19 protein-coding genes and 1 tRNA gene are annotated in these 20317 nt (G+C 50.2%); 7 read left to right on the forward strand and 13 right to left on the reverse strand.

Annotated elements, in window-relative coordinates; translation table 11 throughout:
* The first annotated feature begins 30 nt into the window (after positions 1-30).
* Positions 31-1455, forward strand: a complete 1425-nt coding sequence (locus tag ES815_RS11550; protein WP_142487916.1) for a DUF4832 domain-containing protein — start codon at positions 31-33, stop codon at positions 1453-1455.
* 174 nt (positions 1456-1629) lie between these two features.
* Here the strand turns inward: ES815_RS11550 and ES815_RS11555 are convergent, their stop codons facing one another.
* Complete coding sequence (locus ES815_RS11555) at positions 1630-2301, reverse strand: hypothetical protein (protein ID WP_142487917.1); 672 nt, start codon at positions 2299-2301, stop codon at positions 1630-1632.
* A 148-nt stretch (positions 2302-2449) separates the two neighbouring features.
* Positions 2450-2525 (reverse strand) — tRNA-Phe (locus tag ES815_RS11560).
* A 171-nt stretch (positions 2526-2696) separates the two neighbouring features.
* On the opposite strand from ES815_RS11560, the gene ES815_RS11565 reads away from it, so the two are divergent.
* Positions 2697-3539 carry an AraC family transcriptional regulator gene (locus tag ES815_RS11565; protein ID WP_142487918.1) on the forward strand — a complete coding sequence of 281 codons (843 nt, stop codon included), beginning with the start codon at positions 2697-2699 and terminating at the stop codon, positions 3537-3539.
* Between the two features lie 36 nt (positions 3540-3575).
* Entirely contained in the window at positions 3576-4166 is a 591-nt protein-coding gene (locus tag ES815_RS11570) for a LysE family translocator (protein ID WP_142487919.1), read from the forward strand.
* Here the strand turns inward: ES815_RS11570 and ES815_RS11575 are convergent.
* The 5 genes from ES815_RS11575 to aspA form a co-directional block, all read right to left on the reverse strand.
* Positions 4163-4738: a transcriptional regulator gene (locus ES815_RS11575; RefSeq protein WP_142487920.1), complete on the reverse strand. Its 576-nt coding sequence runs from the start codon at positions 4736-4738 to the stop codon at positions 4163-4165. The genes ES815_RS11570 and ES815_RS11575 overlap by 4 nt on opposite strands.
* Before the next feature lie 47 nt (positions 4739-4785).
* Positions 4786-6483, reverse strand: coding sequence for a protein-disulfide reductase DsbD (locus ES815_RS11580; protein WP_142487921.1), 1698 nt, complete (start codon positions 6481-6483; stop codon positions 4786-4788).
* Positions 6459-6782, reverse strand: a complete 324-nt coding sequence (cutA, locus tag ES815_RS11585) for a divalent cation tolerance protein CutA (protein ID WP_106994016.1) — start codon at positions 6780-6782, stop codon at positions 6459-6461. Before cutA ends, ES815_RS11580 begins: the two co-directional genes overlap by 25 nt.
* 113 nt (positions 6783-6895) lie before the next feature.
* Entirely contained in the window at positions 6896-8197 is a 1302-nt protein-coding gene (locus ES815_RS11590) for an anaerobic C4-dicarboxylate transporter (protein WP_142487922.1), read from the reverse strand.
* 114 nt (positions 8198-8311) lie between these two features.
* Complete coding sequence (aspA, locus tag ES815_RS11595) at positions 8312-9748, reverse strand: aspartate ammonia-lyase (RefSeq protein WP_106994018.1); 1437 nt, start codon at positions 9746-9748, stop codon at positions 8312-8314.
* Between the two features lie 336 nt (positions 9749-10084).
* Here aspA and ES815_RS11600 point away from each other — a divergent pair, with 336 nt between their 5' ends.
* The gene (locus tag ES815_RS11600) at positions 10085-10555 is read left to right on the forward strand and encodes an FxsA family protein (RefSeq protein ID WP_142487923.1); all 471 of its coding nucleotides are present in this window, start codon (positions 10085-10087) and stop codon (positions 10553-10555) included.
* Between the two features lie 74 nt (positions 10556-10629).
* On the opposite strand, the gene yjeH is transcribed toward ES815_RS11600, so the two are convergent.
* Positions 10630-11868, reverse strand: coding sequence for an L-methionine/branched-chain amino acid transporter (yjeH, locus tag ES815_RS11605; RefSeq protein ID WP_142487924.1), 1239 nt, complete (start codon positions 11866-11868; stop codon positions 10630-10632).
* A gap of 177 nt (positions 11869-12045) precedes the next feature.
* On the opposite strand from yjeH, the gene ES815_RS11610 reads away from it, so the two are divergent.
* The 3 genes from ES815_RS11610 (at position 12046) to ES815_RS11620 (ending at position 14521) form a co-directional block, all read left to right on the forward strand.
* A complete protein-coding gene (locus tag ES815_RS11610; RefSeq protein ID WP_032616151.1) occupies positions 12046-12339 on the forward strand; it encodes a co-chaperone GroES in 294 nt (97 codons plus the stop codon).
* Between the two features lie 44 nt (positions 12340-12383).
* The gene (groL, locus tag ES815_RS11615) at positions 12384-14030 is read left to right on the forward strand and encodes a chaperonin GroEL (RefSeq protein ID WP_142487925.1); all 1647 of its coding nucleotides are present in this window, start codon (positions 12384-12386) and stop codon (positions 14028-14030) included.
* 137 nt (positions 14031-14167) lie between these two features.
* Positions 14168-14521, forward strand: a complete 354-nt coding sequence (locus ES815_RS11620; protein WP_142487926.1) for a DUF4156 domain-containing protein — start codon at positions 14168-14170, stop codon at positions 14519-14521.
* A gap of 94 nt (positions 14522-14615) precedes the next feature.
* Here the strand turns inward: ES815_RS11620 and yjeJ are convergent, their stop codons facing one another.
* From yjeJ to ES815_RS11645, 5 genes are all read right to left on the reverse strand, one after another.
* Positions 14616-15500 (reverse strand): YjeJ family protein, encoded by an 885-nt coding sequence (yjeJ, locus tag ES815_RS11625; protein WP_142487927.1) that lies wholly within the window; start codon positions 15498-15500, stop codon positions 14616-14618.
* A 26-nt stretch (positions 15501-15526) separates the two neighbouring features.
* Positions 15527-17644: a peptidase domain-containing ABC transporter gene (locus ES815_RS11630; RefSeq protein WP_142487928.1), complete on the reverse strand. Its 2118-nt coding sequence runs from the start codon at positions 17642-17644 to the stop codon at positions 15527-15529.
* Positions 17637-18923, reverse strand: coding sequence for an HlyD family secretion protein (locus ES815_RS11635; protein ID WP_142487929.1), 1287 nt, complete (start codon positions 18921-18923; stop codon positions 17637-17639). Before ES815_RS11635 ends, ES815_RS11630 begins: the two co-directional genes overlap by 8 nt.
* A 352-nt stretch (positions 18924-19275) precedes the next feature.
* Positions 19276-19668, reverse strand: a complete 393-nt coding sequence (locus ES815_RS11640) for a hypothetical protein (RefSeq protein WP_142487930.1) — start codon at positions 19666-19668, stop codon at positions 19276-19278.
* 121 nt (positions 19669-19789) lie between these two features.
* On the reverse strand, positions 19790-20155 hold the full coding sequence (locus tag ES815_RS11645; protein ID WP_142487931.1) for a hypothetical protein: 366 nt from the start codon (positions 20153-20155) through the stop codon (positions 19790-19792).
* Between the last annotated feature and the right edge of the window lie 162 nt (positions 20156-20317).

Here is a 20317-nt window from a genome sequence, read left to right on the forward strand (position 1 = left end):
TAATACTCGCTCCCGGGAAAAGAGGCATTGATGCATTTACACGATCTGCTATGCAAAAAAAATCGGTATTTGTTGTGGGTCGCCGGGGCGCTTGCGCTCTCGTCGGGGTGGGCGAAGGCGGAGAGTGCGGAACCGCTGCAAACGGTGAATCCTCCAGCCATCGGCGGACTGCTGACCAATCCGGGCAATGGCGTGGCCCGTTTTCACAACCAGGACCTAAGCATCGCGCAGTATCCGGCGACGGGCCTCGAGTATCGTCGCTACTACTGGAGCGAAGTTGAACCGCGGGAAGGGCAGTACAATTTTGCGCTGGTGGATGAGGGGTTTGCCGCTGCGGCAGCGCATCAGCCGGCAATGAACGTTGGTCTGCGTTTTATGATCCTCGACGGGCCTGAGTCAGGCTCTGAGATCCCGGAGTGGCTGATCAACAAGGGGATCAAAGGCACATGGACGCCGGATCATAAGACCTTTGTCCCCGATCTGGACGATCCTACCTATATTGCCTACGCCCAGCGTCTTCTTCAGGCCTTTGGCGCGCGTTATAACAATAACCCCGAGCTGGCCTTTATCGATATCGGGATGGTGGGCTCATGGGGGGAGTGGCACAACAGTAATTTCCCGACCCTGAAGCCGTTGCAGGAACGTTACCCTCCCGAACTGCTCAATCGCTATGTCGACATGCACTTCAGTGCCTTCCCTGATACCCCTAAAATCATGCTGCTCAACGGTTATGATTCTGTGGCCTGGGCGTCGAAGAGAGGGGCAGGCTGGCGTGCGGACTGCTGGGGCGACTGGCGTAACTTTAGCCCCAGCTGGAGCCATATGGGCAATGATTACCCGGAGCGCATTGCGGCGGCACAGGCGGCCTGGCCGGGGTTCAACCAGGCGTGGAAAAAAGCGCCCGTCAGCCTGGAGATTTGCGGCCACATGGCGGAATGGCTGAGCGAGCAGAAGTATACCCGGGAAAAGGTACAGGCCACCTTTGACTGGGCCCTGGCACAGCATGCCAGCACCCTGAACCTGAAATCTACCGACGTGCCGCAGGTGTACCGCGATATCCTCGATAAGGCGCTGACGAAGATCGGTTATCGCTTCCGGGTGGTGTCGCTGACCCATCCGGCAAGTGCTGGTGCCGGACAGGCCGTTTCGCTCAGCAGCCAGTGGTCAAACGACGGCGTGGCGCCGATATATTTGCGCTATACCCTCGCCTGGCGTTTACAGGACAAGCGCGGAAGCACGGTCGTGCAGGGCAACGCCGGGGATGATATTCGTCAATGGCTACCGGGTAGCCACAGCTCGGCGTATCAGCTGGCAACCCCGCCTGGCCTGGCGGCAGGACGCTACCAGCTGGATGTGGCGCTGGTGGATAAAACCGGTAAGGCGCGTATTCAGCTCGCCAACGAGGGAAAGCTGAGCGATGGCTGGTACCGGCTGTCGTCGGTGATGATTAACTGAAGATTAGCTCCAGTAAAAAGCCCCGCAGAAGGGGCTGTGCTCAGTAATAATAGACATAGGGCTTAGTGGGATGAGGGAACAGAACGCCATCGGGATCGGCTCCCTTCCTGATACGTGCGATAGCTGTGGACTCCTTTGCCCGACGTGGCCTGGTCATATACATACGGGGCAGGCTTATTCTTTAATTTTCAGTGGCGTGGAGATCGTTTTATCTGAGTAGCAGACACGTGCAGGCACATCAGAAATCCAGTTACGTTCTCCACGACTACGAAAATCTGCAATAGCCGTTTCAATCACAGCCCGGTTTAATCTGTCAGCCTCAACGACAATCTGCAAACCAATCCCGGAAGCGTATCCAGGTAAGATGCGGTAACCGCAGTAAATGGCTGGCGGATTATCCCGTGCGATTTCCAGCGCGCGTTTATCGATAAAATCATTAAAGGTTAAGCCGTCAAACTGCGGGTACTTTAGTGCGGGCTTGCGCAGCCATCTCTTGCCATTGCTACTGACGTCAGGTGTGAAATCAAGGTGCATTTCCTGCTGTGTTTCAGCGGCATTCAGCTTCGAAAAAGCCTCGTTGAAAGCAATATTTTCTACGGCATCGGCAAAAGCCACATTCGCTGTGATGATCTCCGCATTCCAGAAAATAGCGGGATCCTTGCTGAGAAAAATGATATCGCTCCAGGTCCAGCGGCCACTGGCGAGAGCTACCGCCTGGTCGCATTCATCATAGAAGATGCCGCCCAGCCTATCGCGTTCACGATAAATAAGGTTTTTGATGTGTAAGGTTTTAGCCCGACGTTTTCGACGCGAAAGAGAGGTGAATGGCGTATGTTTGCGGCCCATGGGCATCTCTGCGAATGTTCGCTGGGAGAAATCCAGCCGTATAGGCTATCTGAAATGTTGTAACTGTGGAAGCATTGGGTGGGTCAGTTGACAGGATTGCGCCGAATCAAAAGCAAAAAACCCGCCATAGGCGGGTTCTTCTAAATAGTGGTGCCCGGACTCGGAATCGAACCAAGGACACGGGGATTTTCAATCCCCTGCTCTACCGACTGAGCTATCCGGGCAACGGGGCGCATTAAACCGCAATCAGGTACGGTCGTCAACCTTATTTCGGGAAAAGCTGTTCAACTGCTTAAGATTGCGGCAATCTGTCGGTTTGCGCGTCGATTCTGCACAAATCTTCCAGACAGAAAGATAAGCCCGGGCAATGCTGACAGCGAAAAAGGGGGACGACAGTGAAGGACTGGCTTGAACTGCGACAGCATGCGGATACGGGGATTGAAACTATCAAGGCGCACTTTGAAGGGCACGCCTACGATCCGCACTGGCACGACAGCTATCTGGTGGGGATCACCCTCAGCGGCACCCAGCAGTTCCATTGCCGCCGTGAGCGTCACCGTAGCCATCCGGGGGATGCGTTCCTGCTTGAGCCAGGCGAGATACACGATGGCGACGCCCCCGTCGCGGGCGGCTTCACCTATCTGACGTTCTACCTTGATGAACGCTGGCTCACCAACACCCTGCATGGCCTGTATGATTCCACGCCCGGCAGCTATTCCCTGCATTTCACCCAAACCCTGACCCGCGAGCCGCAGCTGGTGCGAACCATTGGTGATACCTTTGCGACCCTGCACAATGACGAAATGAAGATCGTGCAGCAAAGCACGATGGATAATCTGCTGGCGCAGCTCACGTCTCATTGTCACTGGCGCAAAAAATTACCGTCGCAGGTGCAGAGCGCGGCGGTAGCGCACCGGGCCCGGGACTATCTTTATGCTCATCTGGGCGACAATATCGGCCTCTCCGATCTGGCCCGGGAGACCGGCACCGATCGCTTCACGCTCACCCGCTGCTTCAAGCGCGAGTTTCATCTGGCGCCGCATGCCTGGCTCATACAGCTGCGGCTGGCCAAAGCACGGCAGTTTCTGGCGCGCGGGGAGCAGCCCGTCGACGTGGCGGCGGCGCTGGGGTTTGCCGATCAAAGCCATTTAGGTCGCTGGTTCCAGCGGGCTTACCGTATTACGCCGGCCCACTACCGTCGGTTATGCACAAACCTTCCAGACGTTTCCAGAAAATAGCGGCAATGTCAGGGCTCTGATAAAAAGGAGTCGCCTGTGAACCTGATGCCGTTTCTGTTATTTGCTTTTGTCGCCTCGATAACGCCGGGGCCAACCAATATTCTTGTTCTGACCAACAGCCAGCACTACGGGATGAAGGCAACTCTGCCCGCGCTGGTGAGCGCCTGCGCGGCGGCCAGCGCCATTGTACTGATTTCGGGAGCCGGGGCGGGGGAGCTGCTGCGTCAGTATCCGCTGGTGCGTCAGGTGATGAGCTGGGCTGGGGTGCTGTGGTTAAGCTGGATGAGCTGGCAGCTGTTTTGTGCCCCCGCGGCAAACGTCTCCCGCCCAGGGCATACCCGCTTTACCGCACGGGCGGCAGCGTTACTGCAGGTGATCAATCCCAAAACCTGGATGATGGCGCTGGCGGTCGTCAGCCTGTTTGCCCCTGCGGGAGAGCATGTGTTACGGGATGTCGCGCTGATGGCGCTCTGGTTCCTGCTGATCTCCGTAGCCTGCCTGATGTGCTGGGCATGGCTGGGACAGGCGGTAAACAGGCTGTTTCGGACCGCTGCGGCGATGGTGCGTTTTCAGCGCCTGATGGCGCTGTGTCTCTTCATTTCTGCCTGGGCGGGAATGCTGGCTTAAGTCAGCGCCCCGCCTTTGCGACACTGCGCGAAATGAAGAATATCTTCCGCCAGCCGCTGTGCCGTATCGACATCGGCCTGGCTGCGGTTAACCAGCATCCGGCTGAGGCAGCCTTCCATAATCAGATCCATCTGCTTTGCCACCATCGCCGGATCGTCCACTTCCAGGGTGGTCAGCAGTTCATGCGTAAAATCATGCGAGGCGCGCTTTTGCTGGTCGGCAAGCTGGTGGATCGGGTGCCCCGGATCCGGGAAAAAGGTGCAGGCGGCAATAAACAGGCACCCCGGGTAGCGGTGGTTACGCACGCATTCGGTAAGCGCAGAGTAGCGCGCCAGTAACTTTTGCTCTGCCGAGAGCTCGGTGTTGAGCATCAACTGCCTGCGCCAGGTATCCACCTGCTGGCTGAGATAACGCAGGGAATCGTACAGCAGCGCCTCTTTATCGGGCCAGAAACGGCGTACTTCATCCAGAGGATAATTAACACGTTCGGCAACCATTTCCAGCGAGGTGCTGGCTATCCCTTGAATTTCAAGCAATTGCAGGGTTGCGCCCAGAACATCTTCACGTTGCACGGTTTTCTCCTCCGTTTACTTTCGTACTTTCCCGCTTAAAGTGTCGTTTACGGTTGGCGATCGCGCAAATGCGCACTGAACGTTGCGGCATCCATAAAACCCGTTACCCGCTGTGCGGGCTGCTCTTTACCTTGTGCGTTGAAAAACAAGATGGTGGGCAGGCCGAGCACATTAAGCTCCTTCAGCAGGGCTTTATCCTGTTCGCTGTTCGCCGTAACGTTGGCCTGCAGCAGGACGGTGTCTTTCAGGGCATTTTGCACCTGTGGGTCGCTGAAGGTGTATTTTTCGAACTCTTTGCAGGCGACGCACCAGTCGGCGTAGAGGTCGAGCATCACCGGCTTTCCCTCCGCCTGCGCCAGGGCGCGATGTAACGCGTCGATATTTTCGATCGGCGTGAAATTGAGGTGCGCCTGGCTTTGCGCGGCAGGCGAGCCAAAGGCCCAGTCCTGCAATGGACGCACGCTGACCAGCGCGGCGGCCAGCAGCAGGATTTGCACGACGCGGATCCACGGCTTACTGGCGTTTAAGCTGCTGATAAAGGCCCAGCTAAAGAACGCCACACCTAACATGGCCCACAGCCGCAGGCCCCAGACATCACCGATCACGCGCTCCAGCAGGAACACCGGCAGCGCCAGAATGACAAAACCAAACGCGGTTTTTACCGTCTCCATCCACAGGCCGCTCTTCGGCAGCAGGCGGTTGCCAAATACCGTCACCAGGATCAGCGGTAGCCCCATCCCGAGGGCGTAGAGATACAGCGTGCCGCCGCCGAGCCACATATTTCCGCTCTGGGCGATATAGAGCAGGATGGCGCTGAGCGGGGCGGTGGTGCAGGGCGAGCAGATCAGCCCGGCAATGGCCCCCATGGCAAAGACGCCGCCTACCGAGCCGCCCTGCTGGCGATTACTCATCAGCGTTAAGCGGGTTTGCAGGGAGGAGGGGAGCTGCAGACTGAACAGGCCAAACATCGACAGCGCCAGCAGGATAAAGACTACCGAGAGCCCGATCAGCACCCCTGGGTGCTGGAGCGCCGCCTGGAACTGCAGGCCGGCCGCCGCGACGACCAGACCGAGCGCAGTATAGGTGAGCGCCATCCCCTGAACATAGATAAACGCCAGCAGCAGCGCGCGGCCGGTGGAGAGCCGCTGTTTGCCACCGAGGACGATGCCGGAGATCAGCGGGTACATGGGCAACACGCACGGTGTGAAGGCGATACCGATGCCGATCAATAAGGCCCAGAGGGCGGGGAAGGGCAGTTCGCCTCCTGTGCTGGTCTTCTCCTCTAAGGGGAGAGGGGAAACCGCAAGGACGGCGGCCGCTTTCACTTCGCTGAGAGGAATGACTTTGGTTTCGGGTGGGTAGCACAGACCGGCGTCGGCACAGCCTTGATAAGTCACCGTCAGCGTAGCGCCTTTATCCGCCTGCACGACGGTGACAGGCACCGACAGCTGACCCCGGTAGATTTCGCTTTTGCCGTAAAATTCATCTTCGTGCGCCACCCCGGCGGGCAGCTGGAGGGCACCAACCTGTGCCTGAGCGGGCGTAATACCGATCTGCTTGCGGTAGAGGTAGTACCCCTCTTTCACCTGCCAGTTGAGATTCAGTTCATGTTGATTTTGCTGAAAATCGAAGACAAAAGCCTGGTCGGCAGGCGTGAAATTCGAGCGGCCGGGTGCATCAAACAACCCGGCAAGGACTGACGTGCTGCACAGCAGCAGGATTAGCGTAAGGAAGCGTTGAGCCATGAGAGATAGTCGTTATCGCCGTGGAGCACTGGCAGCACCAGCAGTTCCGGAGTCTGGTAAGGATGATGCGATTTGAGGCAGTCGAGGAGTGCTTGCTGATGGGCCACACTGGATTTAAGCAGCATCTGCACTTCGTACTCCTGTTCCAGTTTGCCTTCCCAGTAGTAGAGGGAAGTGGCGCCGGGGAGGATGGTCACGCAGGCAGCGAGCTTATCTGCCAGCACTTTGGCGGCAAGATCCTGGGCGGTAGCTTCATCGGGAGCGGTACACAGAACAACAACAGTGTCGGGCGTATTCACAAGTCGACCTCGGTATCGCGAAAAAAATCACTATATCACGACCGGCCACTGCTCATTAATGAATCGGGCCGCTAAGCGGCCCGACTTTAACTCTTTTTACAACCAAAAGAGGTTTACAGCACAATCCCGCCGATGATGAAGCCGAGGACGACACACAGAGTGATAGCAATCACGCCCGGGATCAGGAAGGCGTGGTTAAACACGTACTTACCGATACGGGTGGAGCCGGTATCATCCATCTCGACCGCGGCCAGCAGGGTCGGGTAGGTTGGCAGCACAAACAGTGCGGAAACGGCAGCAAAAGAGGCAATCGCCGTCAGCGGAGAGACGCCCAGCATCAGGGCCGCGGGCATCAGCGCCTTGGTGGTCGCCGCCTGGGAGTAGAGCAGGGTAGCGGCAAAGAACAGCACCACCGCCAGCAGCCATGGGTAGTTATGCAGCAGGTCGCCCGCTACGGTCTGGATATCCGTGATATGGGCTTTGACGAAGGTGTCACCCAGCCAGGCCACACCCAGTACGCACACGCAGGCGCTCATACCGGATTTGAAGGTGCTGGCGTTAAGCACTTCGCTGGTGTCGATTTTACAGGTGATGCTAATCAGCGTGGCGATGGTCAGCATAAATACCACGATCGCTTCGTTACGCGGCAGGACCGGGTTCTGAATCAGTCCAACGGTATCGCTGATGGCGGTGGCGTAAAACATCACCGCGATAATCCCGATCAGGAACAGCAGCACGGAGCGTTTCGCGTGTGGCTTCAGGACAAAAGCCTGGCTGCCGCGCAGCTTCACTTCACCTTTCGCCAGACGTTCCTGATAGACCGGATCGTCTTTCAGTTCGGCGCCAAGGAAGTTACAGAAGACGGCGGTGATCATCACCGCAATCAGCGTCACCGGAATACAGATCGCCAGCAGCGTCAGGTAGCTTACGCCCAGTGGCTCGAGGATCCCGGCAAAGAACACTACCGCCGCAGAGATAGGTGACGCGGTGATGGCAATCTGCGACGCGACAACGGCGATGGAGAGTGGACGGGATGGACGGATGCCCTGCTCTTTCGCCACTTCGGTAATCACCGGCAGGGTGGAGAACGCGGTATGGCCGGTACCCGCGAGAATGGTCATAAACCAGGTGACCAACGGGGCAAGGAAGGTGATGTATTTCGGGTGGCGGCGCAGCATACGCTCCGCGAGGCTCACCAGGTAGTCCATACCGCCCGCGACCTGCATGGCAGCGATAGCGGCGATAACCGCCATGATGATTTCAATAACGTCAAACGGAATAGCGCCGGGTTTAATTTGAAAAAAGAGAGTGAGTACAAGTACGCCAAGACCCCCGGCGAAACCGATGCCGATCCCCCCGAGTCTTGCGCCTAAGTATATCGCCAACAGGACGATGACGAGTTCTGCTCCAAACATGAGTGCCTACCTTGCTTATTAACAAGTTGATATTGAATTGTTGTGGTTTGGTAAAGCCTAAAAACAAAAAAGGCACGTCAAGTGACGTGCCTTCATGAAGTTTAACCTGAACTGTTATTGTTCACTTTCATCCGTGTATCTTTTTGCTTTATAGGCCGGGTGCATTAAGTTCTGTGCCGAGAAGATATCATCCAGCTCGGCTTCTGTCAGCAAGCCACGCTCAAGTACGACCTCTCTCACGCTCTTACCGGTTTCAGCACAGATTTTACCGACGATGTCGCCGTTGTGGTGACCGATGAACGGGTTGAGGTAAGTAACGATACCGATGGAGTTATAGACGTAGCTTTCACATACCGCTTTATTGGCGGTGATGCCGTTGATGCATTTTTCCAGCAGGTTGTAGCAGGCGTTGGTCAGAATATGAATGGACTCGAACATCGCCTGGCCAATCACCGGCTCCATCACGTTCAGCTGTAGCTGACCTGCTTCCGATGCCATGGTGACAGTAATGTCGTTACCGATGACTTTGAAGCACACCTGGTTTACCACTTCTGGCACCACCGGGTTCACTTTGGCTGGCATGATGGACGAGCCCGCCTGCAGTTCCGGCAGGTTGATCTCGTTGAGACCCGCACGCGGGCCCGAAGAGAGCAGGCGCAGGTCGTTACATATTTTGGACAGCTTCACCGCCAGACGTTTCAGCGCGCTGTGCACCATTACGTAAGCGCCGCAGTCGGAGGTGGCTTCAATCAGATCTTCTGCCGGGACAACCGCCAGGTTGGACACTTCGGCCAGCTTCTGCACCGCCAACTGTTGATAGCCATCCGGGGTATTCAGACGCGTACCAATCGCCGTTGCGCCGAGGTTCACCTCCAGCAGCAGTTCAGAGGTGCGCATCAGGTTGCGGGTCTCTTCATTCAGCAGCACGTTAAACGCGTGGAATTCCTGGCCGAGGGTCATCGGGACCGCATCCTGCAGCTGGGTGCGGCCCATTTTCAGGATATCCTGGAATTCGACGGCTTTGTTCTGGAAGCCTTCGCCAAGCTGGTTAATGGCATCCACCAGCTTCACTACCGAGGCGTAGACGGCGATACGGAAACCGGTCGGGTAGGCGTCGTTGGTGGACTGGCATTTATTGACGTGATCGTTCGGGTTCAGGTACTGGTACTCACCCTTCTGGTGGCCCATCAGCTCGAGGCCGATGTTGGCCAGTACCTCGTTGGTATTCATGTTCACCGATGTACCCGCGCCGCCCTGGTAGACGTCGACCGGGAATTGATCCATGCACTTGCCGTTGTTCAGCACTTCATCGCAGGCGGCGATAATGGTATTGGCGATGCTTTTCGGAATGGTTTGCAGCTCTTTGTTTGCCATGGCTGCGGCTTTCTTCACCATCACCATGCCACGCACAAACTCAGGGATGTCGCTGATTTTGCTGTTGCTGATGTAGAAGTTTTCAATCGCTCTCAGAGTGTGAACACCATAGTAGGCATCCGCTGGAACTTCCCTGGTACCCAACAAATCTTCTTCGATACGAATGTTGTTTAACATGTGAACCTTCTTTTAAAGCTGCCGATTGATTGTACTAAACACACAGTACATCTGTGGTTATGTCTATTTTCTGACCGACGATTATCCCCTGAATCGACCAGATACCCGGAATGATATGCTGATGATAGCGAAATGCCGTAACCTGGATCACTTATTATCGACCCGGTGGCATGATATTTATCAATCTGTGAAATGAATCACCGCTTTAATATTTCCAGAAAAAATATCCGTGCAAACCGATTGAATTTTGACTAAACGCCTCCATTTCTGACAGACGCGAATCGCAAATTGATACCGACAGGGGCCACAACGGCGTCTGCCACACAGGAGAAGCCCGTGCGCTGGATACCGTTAGCTGCAATCTTTCTCTATGTTTACATAGAGATTTCTATTTTTATTCAGGTCGCCCACGTGTTTGGCGTCCTGCTGACGCTAATACTGGTGATTTTCACGTCGGTTATTGGCATGTCGCTGGTGCGCAACCAGGGTTTCAAAAATTTCCTGTTAATGCAGCAGAAGATGGCCGCAGGCGAAAGCCCGGCGGCAGAGATGGTCAAAAGCGTGTCGCTGATTATTGGCGGTATCCTGCTGATTATTCCCGGCTTTTTCACCGACTTCCTCGGCCTGTTACTACTGATCCCGCCAGTGCAAAAGCTCCTGACGCTGAAACTGATGCCGCATTTGCGTTTTAACCGGATGCCGGGCGGCGGATTCAGCGCCGGAACAGGCGGTGGGGAGACGTTTGACGGGGAGTATCAGCGCAAGGATGACCAGCGCGATCGTCTGGATCATAAAGACGACCGTTAAGAGACGTTGCCCGGCGGCGCTGCGCTTGCCGGGCCTACGATTGTAGGCCGGATAAGCGAAGCGCCATCCGGCGTTTACACCGCACTCCGCTTCGGCAAGAACAGCCAAAGTCCCGCCAGCATCACAATGGCGTACAGACTCTTCCATCCCACCATCGCCAGCAGCAGTAAGCAGAGCACCCCACCGATCACGGCCAGCGCTTTATAACGACCTTTCAGCAGGCGGCAGCCCGCCAGCATGCACAGCAGATAGATCATGATGAATATGCCGTTGGCATAGACGATAAGCGCGTCGAGGTTGATGTCCAGCCAGTAGATCGCCAGCGTACTCATTACACAGCAGCCCAGCACCGTATTCAGCGCATTGAGCGGTAGCTGACGTTTGGACAGACGCGCGAGACGGCTTTTCGGCTTATACAGTGCCTGGGACCAGACCAGTCGGGCAAAGCTCTGAATGTAGATATTCAGACTGGCGAAGCAGGCGAGATAGCCAATAACGCAGGCGATCCACAGTGCCTTCACACCAAAGAGTTGCACCACAATGGCAGGCAGCGAGGCCGCCGCTGCCATATCGGCACCATAGGCAGTGAAGTGGAGCACCAGCACCGTACAGGCCCAGTAGACCGTGCCCGCCAGCAGTAGGCCGATCATTAACGCCCGCGGGAAATCGCGTTCCGGCTGTTTAAACTCTGACGCCAGATGGGCGAAAGCTTCAAGGCCGACAAAACACCAGAACATAACGGAAAGCGCGGCAAAAAGCTGAGAATGGTCAACATCGGTTACGACAGGGAAGGGGATCTCCGTTACCTGAATATCGCCCGCCCACCAGATGGCGGCAATCAGCGCCACAATCAGCACCGCCACCAGGGTTTGCAGGTTGGCGCTGGAACTGGCCCCACGAGATCCGACCCCCCAGACAATCGCCAGCGTACCCAGCTCGGCCAGCAACAGCTGCGCATCATGCCAGCCAAACAGCGCCTGGCCAAAACCCGTCGCAATATGCAGGGCGGCAGGCAGCCCCACGGGAATGACGGAAAGGAATAACCAGCCGGTGACGCGCTCCAGTCGCGGGCCAAACGCCATCCCGACAAAATGCGCCACCCCGCCGGCACTCGGGAAGTGTCGCCCGAGAATGACAAACACAATCGCCACCGGGAACACCAGCACGATTAACACCGGCCATGCCCAGAGACTGTTATCCCCTGCCACCAACGCAGCCAGCGCCGGCACGGCAAACACCCCCGTACCTAATAAAGAGGTTGAAAGTAAGCCAACACCCTGCGCGAGTCCAAGCTCCTGTTTGAGTCCACTCATTCCGTTGTCCTGCCACCATCAAAAGAGAGGCGATGGTAACACTTTCACAAATTTTTTTTCGACTACCCCTTGAAGGGGTAAAACCCCATCCCCATCTCTCAGGGCACTAGCCGGAAAACCGCTTACGGCCCGGCGTCACCCATAACTGATAATGACTTTCTCAAAGGAGAGCTATCAATGAGTATTCGTCCGTTACATGATCGTGTGATCGTCAAACGTAAAGAAGTTGAAACCAAATCTGCTGGCGGCATCGTTCTGACCGGTTCTGCAGCAGCAAAATCAACTCGTGGCGAAATCATCGCTGTCGGTAAGGGTCGCATTCTGGAAAACGGAAATGTGCAGCCTCTGGACGTTAAAGTTGGTGACATCGTAATTTTCAACGATGGCTACGGTGTGAAGTCCGAGAAAATCGACAATGAAGAAGTGTTGATCATGTCCGAAAGCGACATTCTGGCAATTGTTGAAGCGTAATCCGCGAACGACACTGAACATACGAATTTAAGGGAAAGATTAAAATGGCAGCTAAAGACGTAAAATTCGGTAACGACGCTCGTGTGAAAATGCTGCGCGGCGTAAACGTACTGGCAGACGCAGTTAAAGTGACCCTGGGCCCGAAAGGCCGTAACGTGGTTCTGGACAAATCCTTCGGCGCGCCGACCATCACCAAAGATGGTGTTTCCGTAGCGCGTGAAATCGAGCTGGAAGACAAGTTCGAAAACATGGGTGCCCAGATGGTGAAAGAAGTTGCCTCTAAAGCGAACGACGCTGCGGGCGACGGCACCACCACTGCAACCGTACTGGCACAGGCTATCATCACTGAAGGCCTGAAAGCCGTTGCTGCGGGTATGAACCCGATGGATCTGAAACGTGGTATCGACAAAGCTGTCGTTGCTGCTGTAGAAGAGCTGAAAACGCTGTCCGTACCGTGCTCTGACTCTAAAGCTATTGCCCAGGTTGGTACCATCTCCGCTAACTCCGACGAAACCGTAGGTAAACTGATCGCTGAAGCGATGGATAAAGTCGGTAAAGAAGGCGTGATCACCGTTGAAGACGGTACCGGTCTGGAAGACGAACTGGACGTGGTTGAAGGTATGCAGTTTGACCGCGGATACCTGTCCCCATACTTCATCAACAAGCCGGAAACTGGTGCTGTTGAGCTGGAAAGCCCGTTCATCCTGCTGGCCGACAAAAAAATCTCCAACATCCGCGAAATGCTGCCAGTACTGGAAGCCGTTGCGAAAGCAGGCAAGCCGCTGGTTATCATCGCTGAAGACGTTGAAGGCGAAGCGCTGGCGACCCTGGTGGTTAACACCATGCGTGGCATCGTGAAAGTGGCTGCGGTTAAAGCACCTGGCTTCGGCGACCGTCGTAAAGCCATGCTGCAGGATATCGCAACCCTGACTGGCGGTACCGTAATCTCTGAAGAGATCGGTATGGAGCTGGAAAAAGCGACCCTGGAAGATCTGGGTCAGGCGAAACGCGTTGTGATCAACAAAGACACCACCACCATCATCGATGGCGTGGGTGAAGAAGATGCAATCCAGGGCCGTGTGACTCAGATCCGTAAGCAGATCGAAGAAGCGACCTCTGACTACGACCGTGAAAAACTGCAGGAGCGCGTAGCGAAACTGGCAGGCGGCGTAGCAGTAATCAAAGTCGGTGCAGCCACCGAAGTTGAGATGAAAGAGAAGAAAGCACGCGTTGACGATGCCCTGCACGCGACCCGTGCTGCGGTAGAAGAAGGCGTGGTTGCCGGTGGTGGTGTTGCTCTGGTTCGCGTTGCAGCGAAACTGGCTGGCCTGACCGCTCAGAACGAAGACCAGAACGTGGGTATCAAAGTTGCGCTGCGCGCAATGGAAGCTCCGCTGCGTCAGATCGTTTCCAACGCCGGTGAAGAGCCGTCTGTTGTGGCGAACATGGTGAAAGCGGGCGAAGGTAACTACGGTTACAACGCTGCTACCGAAGAGTACGGCAACATGATCGACTTCGGTATTCTGGACCCAACTAAAGTAACCCGTTCTGCTCTGCAGTACGCGGCATCTGTTGCTGGCCTGATGATCACCACCGAGTGCATGGTCACCGACCTGCCAAAAGGCGACGCGCCTGACTTAGGTGCTGCTGGTGGTATGGGCGGCATGGGTGGTATGGGCGGCATGATGTAATCATGTTGTTCTGCACCTCGCAGAAATGAACAAACCCCCGGTCAGAAATGATCGGGGGTTTTTCTTTTGGTCATCTTTTTAGTATAAGGTTTAGACGCGGGCAGCACCTGCCCAGCTTATTGAAAACGAGGAATAACATGCGCGTTAACGTTTATGCAGGGATTGTGGGAGCAGCGTTGCTGCTGGTGGGTTGCAGCTCCGGCAACGAGCTGTCTGCGGGTGGGCAGAGCGTTCGCTTTGTAGAAGATAAGCCGGGAAGCGAATGCCAGCTGGTTGGCACCGCCACGGGCAAGCAAAGCAACTGGCTCTCCGGGCAGCATGGCGAAGAGGGCGGTTCGATGCGCGGCGCGGCGAATGGCCTACGTAATCAGGCGGCTGAGATGGGCGGGAATGTGATTTATGGGGTGAGTAGCCCGACGCAAGGGCTGTTATCCAGCTTTGTTCCGACCGCCAGTGAGATGCAGGGCCAGGTTTATAAGTGCCCGAACTGATATATAACTATTTATTCCCGTCTTTTGTATAAACAATATGAATAAAAGACGGGAGTAATCTTTGAACGGGAAAATTAACTGTTCACATTTTCCGTTATTTATTTTCAGCGTAAACCAGATTTTTTTGGCTTTCTTTACAGAATTTATGCAAATAGTCCAGGCTTTGTTGCATGGTTAAAACCTCATCTGATTTTGAAGGGATAATTCTCCAAAAAGATTGCTGCAAAGTATATTTACTCTTTAATTCAGTAATGATAGGTATTAACATACTTAAACGATATATTAAATCGTTAAGCTCTTTTGTATTAGGCTGAATATTAGTCTTGATAATTACCCCTGCAAGGATTCGCTCACCTTTATCTGTGCCAAAGCTATAAAGTATAGCCATGTAATTAGCGAACAAGCTTTTTTTCCAATCAGGATGTTCTATTTCTTTGTAGTTGAAATATTCATGATCCACCAAGTCAACCGAATACATAAGAATAAAATCTACTAACGAAATTATCTGATTTGTAGTATCAGGATCTTCAATAATTGTCATAGATTTTTGGATAGAAGCAATGATGATTTCTATCTGAAAATCATTAATATTAAGGTTAATAATGCTTTGATCCTGCATCATCAAAATTAAATTAAAATGTTCATCTTTATTTTTTAATGCTAAAGACGTAACCAGCAATGCTTCATTAGGTTGTTCTAATTCAGAAATATCAATAGCAGGGATGTTATTGATAAGTGCCTTAGTCGCATCCATTGATTTACTTTTAGAAATTTCGACATTTTCAGGAGAAGCCTGCTGTAACTTATCGTGCCTACTCTTCAGTATAATCAATAGTTCAAGCAATTCCGTTGGCCGTAAATAGATAAGATGGTTAGCATCGCTAATGGTTTTAAATTTTAAAGCGATTGCTAAAAGGCGGTTTTCATATTTTATGGCCGCCGAATTCATGCCTGTAATAGTATTTTTGTCAATGTTCATATGAATTCCTTTTCGGTATTTCAATATTAAGCTTGCTTTGCATACACTGACAAATCAATGATGCGATCTGCAGATGCAATAGTAGAGGGTCGATGAGCAACAATTATACGGGTAATGCTTAAATCTGAAATGGATTTATTAATATATGATTCATTAGCTAAATCAAGATGACTGGTTGCTTCATCCATAAATAATATACTTGGTTTGCGATATAATGCGCGAGCAATCAGCAAACGTTGTTTTTGGCCTCCAGAAATGCCCAAGCCAAGCTCACCAATAATTGTTTCGTAACCCATCGGCATCTTCATTATTTCGTCGTGGATATTACTACGCCGCGCGCATTCAATAACAAAATCTTGATCGCCATTATCCTCAAAACCACAAATATTCTCGAAGATAGAACCTGAGAAGAGCCTGTCTTCCTGGAGAACACATACAGCACTTTGTCGGAAATTGTTTAAACCAATCTTGGTAATGTCAAGGTTATCAGCCAGCACTTTACCTGTTGTTGGCGAAAGTAACCCACACATCACTTTCAGTAATGTGGTTTTTCCTACTCCTGAAGGCCCAATTAACGCAACTGACTCGCCTGGCGACACAGTTAATGATAAATTTGCAAAAACAGGCTGTGAGAATGGATCATATTGATAACTAATATTATCGACTTCAAGTTTTATACCAACATTTTCTTCAAAAACGCGGCGTGATGGTAGTTCCGCTTCAGGCTCACTGAAAACAATTTCGGAAATCCTCTCATTATGAAGAGATAACATTCTTAACTGCATAAATAGATCGACAAGGCTTGATGCGCGTTGAGAAAACTGACCACGATAGGCATTAAACGCCATAAACATACCAAGTGTCATTTTATTATCAACGACCATAAGGGCCCCAAGCCATAGTATAGCAACTTGATCAATTGATGAAATTAATGTGTTTATCCCACCAAACATCATATCAAATCTTGTCTGTTTTATACCAGCATTACAGGCTTCAATATTAATATTAAGCCAGTGTTTTGAACGGCGTTCTTTTAAATTCAATGCCTTAATTGTTGAAATGCCATATAGCGATTCCATAAAGTGAGAACTGGAACGTGCGCCCTTTATGACCTGTTCTTCTGAAACACGGCGGTAAAAGCGATAGGTAGCGAGTCGCATAATTGCATAACATAACGTAAATCCTATTACGACCCAACTCAGCCATCCACCATACAGGAATAACATAATGAGTAGTCCGATCGTCATTATTGTGTTTATGATTCCAGAAACAATACTATTGGTGAACGTTGAGCGAATCGTATCCAGAGATGAAAATCGGGATTGAATATCGCCTAAATGCCTTTTTTCAAAATAAGAAAGTGGTAAACTACTTAAATGGTCGAATAAAGTTGTTTTCCATTGAATATTAGTTAAAGTATTAAGCGTCAACGACGTCCATGCCCTGAGCATGCTAATAAAAGAACTAAATAGTGTAAAAGCGACCAAACCTATACAGATAACAGCGAGCAGGCTTTGGTCATGTGCCATAATTACATGGTCTGTAACTAACTGCGTGCCAATTGGTAGTAACAAGCCGATAGCTTCGATAACTACCGAAAAAGCGAATATCTTTAGTAACGTGCTTTTAAGCCCAACAATATTCCGCATTAAATCCAGTAAACGCAAGCGCGTTTTCAGTTTTTCCTGCTGGAAATTTTGGGTAGGCCATAATTCTAACGCCACCCCAGAAAAGTTATTTGACATCTCCTGAATGCCGATAATACGCTTACCAAGAGATGGATCATGAATAACAAAGCTAGATTTACGAACTTTAGTTAATACAACATAATGATTCATATCCCAATGAAGAACACAAGGTAATTTTAGCTGGTTAATCTCATCGAGATCTAATGATAATGCCCGCGATTGCAATCCAGCATGGGTAGCCGTTTTGCTCAATGAAAGAAGCGTTACGCCCTGCGCTGGACTGCCATAGCGAGAACGGAAATTAAACAGGTCGATTTCAAGCCCATAATATCCGCAAACCATGGCAAGACACGCGATACCACATTCAGTTGCTTCAGATTGTAAAATTACAGGTGTTTTCTTAAAAAATGAAAAATTTAATCTTTTCGTGATATTGTCAAATAACGTGTTAGTCACTGATCGGGCCTCTTACACTTTGAGCGATATTATAAAAAGGAGTAAACATCCACATGTATAAAGGCCGCTTCTCAAGAAATACAATGGCTTGAGCCTTTAATCCGTTTGTTAAATATAATTTCTTATTGTTATAAATAAAACCTGTGTTTTTTATTTTTATTATGGTCTTATAAAGAGCTAATTCTTGCTGGTTGGTTCCATTAGAAATGTTTGTATATTCATTCATTTCTTGCCTTGATGAAGGGATCGTTGATATCGAGACTATTTCACCAGGGAATTGACCAAATTTGTCTGAAGGAAAAGCATCATAGCGTATATTTACAATATCTCCCTTTTTAACATAAGGAATACTATTGTTAGGCAGCCATAGTACCAAAAAATATTCCACATTACCTGTAGGCTTAATTTGAGCCAAACTGCTTCCTCTATCAATCATTTGGCCTACTGTAGCTGCTATTGATTCAATCTTCCCATCTGCGGTAGCTTTGATTACTATGGTACCATTTGCATTTGATTCTAATTTTTGATTTTTATAATCATTAATAAAATTTTCTTGGCTGGTGATTTGATTATCAAAATCACCTGCCTTGGTTACCAAGTCGCTTTCTAATTGATTCAATTGTGACTCTTGTTGCATCTTTTGACTGACAAGTGACTGATAAGTACTTTGCTGCTGAAAGTAAAGAGAATGTTGATAATTGTATTGATCCTTAGTAATTAAGCCTTTTTTCAAATACGTATCATAGCTGCTTAAATTCTCTTTCATTTTAGCTAACCCTACATTTGTATCAGCGAGCATTTTATTAGTTTCTTTCAGTGAAACCTTATGCCGATGAATTTGCTTATTCAATACATCTAACGTCTCTTGTTTGCTTTGAAGCGTTTTCTGAATGATTTTTTCGGCATTAGCGATTTTTTGACTAAATACTTCATTCATAGTATCGGAGACATTACCTACTGTCGTATTCCTCGATACATCAATCTCATAAAGGGGGGTTCCTTTTTCAACAATGCTTCCTACATTGATATATTTATTAAGTATAAAACCTTGTTGTGGGGAAAATACATTAATTGAATGTGGGACTGTGATGACCTCCCCACGAACATCAATGCGTTGGGTATAGCTACAAAAACGTAGTGTTAAAATCAGTGATATAAAAAAAACTAGCGAGAGTAGAGTTACAATCCAGGTGGGAATTCCCGCCAAAAGCAACGCTTTCCCCTTCCAGTGACTCTTTTTATATTCAATAGCTTCCTTTCTATATAAATTGTTTGCCATTTAAATCACTTTATTAATCTCGAATGGTTTTAAAGATAAGCTAATACAGGTTAGAAATATAACATTATCTTGTTTTAGCGAAAATATCACGGCATCATTTGATTCATTGATATTATAGTAATTATTGTGCTAATAAATAATATGCATATTAATACTATTACAGACAAAATAAAAATAAAGCGCCATAAAATCCTTTATATTATCGAATTAAATGACGCTTAAATATTTATTCAGCAAATGCTCATCATCTGCTTATCGCTAAATAATATATGCTAACTAAAAAGAAAATAGCAATTTAGATTTACTAAATACCGATTTTCGAGTTATCATCATTATCTGGCTTAGCTTTTAATTACAAATAGCTAGGAGCATTCGGTTTAAAACCTCCGCCAGTACCGTTCAGAACGCTATCAACGACAGAGAGAGCCATCTGTTCAGCCCATGCAGCACCATTATAAGCGCCTAAAATAGCACCACTAAGTCCACCCTGAATAAATCCCCAGATGGATGAAACAATCAAAGAGACGTTGCCGACGCCCAGAATGCCTCCGGTTGCTCCTTGAGACGAAAGAGCACCCTGAAGAGCACCCTGAAGAGCACCTGCTGTAGCCGCGCTAGAAAAGCCAAGAATACCACCGACAGCGCCATCTACAATACTCATAAAGAAGTTTTGGCTACCGTCCATAAGTTGCTTCAAACCAGCACCGGATACTTCATTCATTTCGATTAACGATAATTCTTTCATTTTATTTCTTCCTTGATTAAAATAAAAACAGTTAAAATATACTGATTTATTTTATGATATTTTAAAGTAAAATTGTTACAGAAATTAAGAGTAATATTTCTTATAACCTTTATGTTACTGTTTAGTTTGGTTTGTAACCACCGCCAGTGCCATTCAGAACGCCTTCAAAAAACTGATTTGCAACATTAGCTGAATGTTCGGAACCAAAGTATGCACCATTAATAATACCCAGTATCCCCCCTTGGATGCAGCCCCAGGTGGTAGCAACTAAAAGCGCGATAGCCCCTATACCAAAAATACCCGCATTAGGTCCTTGGGAAGTCAGGCCACCTTGCAGTGCGCCTGGCATTGCATAAGCTACAAGACCCAGAGCCCCGCCAAGTACAGCATCTGCCAAACCTTGCAGAACATTCTGGCTACCATCAAGAATTTGTTTGATGCCTGCGCCAGATACTTCATTCATTTCAAAAATGGTTAATTCTTTCATTTTCATTCCCTTTATCTGTTGATAAACATTATGCAACTATATTTTTGCTAATGCTGGCTTCGTTAATAATTGAAATCAAGGTCGTTAGAGCATAACTAACATACCGGGAGCTATTCTATATACACAGAAAAATTTGAATCAATCTAATGCTGAATAATTCAC

Origin of the sequence: Leclercia adecarboxylata (assembly GCF_006874705.1) — a bacterium.
Lineage (GTDB): Bacteria > Pseudomonadota > Gammaproteobacteria > Enterobacterales > Enterobacteriaceae > Enterobacter > Enterobacter adecarboxylatus_C.

What these genes read in the sequence shown, in the direction of transcription:
- ES815_RS11610 (WP_032616151.1), top strand. Translation starts at nt 12,046, where the DNA reads ATGAGTATTCGTCCGTTACATGATCGTGTGATCGTCAAACGTAAAGAA.
- ES815_RS11550 (WP_142487916.1), top strand. Translation starts at nt 31, where the DNA reads ATGCATTTACACGATCTGCTATGCAAAAAAAATCGGTATTTGTTGTGG.
- ES815_RS11645 (WP_142487931.1), bottom strand. Translation starts at nt 20,155, where the DNA reads ATGAAAGAATTAACCATTTTTGAAATGAATGAAGTATCTGGCGCAGGC.
- aspA (WP_106994018.1), bottom strand. Translation starts at nt 9,748, where the DNA reads ATGTTAAACAACATTCGTATCGAAGAAGATTTGTTGGGTACCAGGGAA.
- ES815_RS11640 (WP_142487930.1), bottom strand. Translation starts at nt 19,668, where the DNA reads ATGAAAGAATTATCGTTAATCGAAATGAATGAAGTATCCGGTGCTGGT.
- ES815_RS11635 (WP_142487929.1), bottom strand. Translation starts at nt 18,923, where the DNA reads ATGGCAAACAATTTATATAGAAAGGAAGCTATTGAATATAAAAAGAGT.
- ES815_RS11580 (WP_142487921.1), bottom strand. Translation starts at nt 6,483, where the DNA reads ATGGCTCAACGCTTCCTTACGCTAATCCTGCTGCTGTGCAGCACGTCA.
- ES815_RS11555 (WP_142487917.1), bottom strand. Translation starts at nt 2,301, where the DNA reads ATGGGCCGCAAACATACGCCATTCACCTCTCTTTCGCGTCGAAAACGT.
- yjeJ (WP_142487927.1), bottom strand. Translation starts at nt 15,500, where the DNA reads ATGAACATTGACAAAAATACTATTACAGGCATGAATTCGGCGGCCATA.
- ES815_RS11590 (WP_142487922.1), bottom strand. Translation starts at nt 8,197, where the DNA reads ATGTTTGGAGCAGAACTCGTCATCGTCCTGTTGGCGATATACTTAGGC.
- groL (WP_142487925.1), top strand. Translation starts at nt 12,384, where the DNA reads ATGGCAGCTAAAGACGTAAAATTCGGTAACGACGCTCGTGTGAAAATG.
- yjeH (WP_142487924.1), bottom strand. Translation starts at nt 11,868, where the DNA reads ATGAGTGGACTCAAACAGGAGCTTGGACTCGCGCAGGGTGTTGGCTTA.
- ES815_RS11620 (WP_142487926.1), top strand. Translation starts at nt 14,168, where the DNA reads ATGCGCGTTAACGTTTATGCAGGGATTGTGGGAGCAGCGTTGCTGCTG.